The following is a 429-nucleotide window of genomic DNA, read 5'->3' as shown; positions in this document are numbered from 1 at the left end:
TTCGAGTTCGTCGCGGAGTGAACCGTTGCGGGGCGCCGGGGGGCGCCCCGGACCGCCGTCGGCGCCGCGGTGCCGCGCGACACCCGGCCCGTCTGACCGCGATCGGAAGCCGCTTTGACCCGTGCCCGGTACGGCGACCGTGAACTGGCGGTACGAACACACGGCGCTCGCGCTCTGTACGCTCGCGTTCACCGGGACGATGGTGGCGCGGCTGGTCGTGAGCCCGCTCGTCCCGGAGATCACGGCCCGGTTCGGCGTGACGAACGGCACCGTCGGGCTCGCCTTGAGCGGGATGTGGCTCACCTACGCGCTGGCGCAGTTCCCCTCCGGCGTCCTCGGCGACCGCTACGGCGAGCGCCGCGTCATCCTCGCCGCGGTCGGCGCCACCGCGGTCGCCTCCGTCCTCCTCGCCGCGTCGCCCTCGATGCT

Annotated in this window: 1 protein-coding gene; it reads left to right on the top strand. The window is 74.1% G+C overall.

The genetic code is table 11. The features are described 5' to 3' along the window. Nucleotides 1–139: 139 nt before the first annotated feature. Nucleotides 140–429: MFS transporter (locus tag D3D02_RS20195; protein ID WP_121571410.1), on the top strand; the 290-nt coding region annotated here is incomplete at its 3' end.

The sequence above is a fragment of the Halobellus sp. Atlit-38R genome, from assembly GCF_003665925.1.
GTDB classification, from domain to species: domain Archaea; phylum Halobacteriota; class Halobacteria; order Halobacteriales; family Haloferacaceae; genus Haloquadratum; species Haloquadratum inordinatus.
The sequence above is the reverse complement of the archived record's forward strand: the minus strand, read 5'-3'. Positions and strand labels throughout refer to the sequence as shown.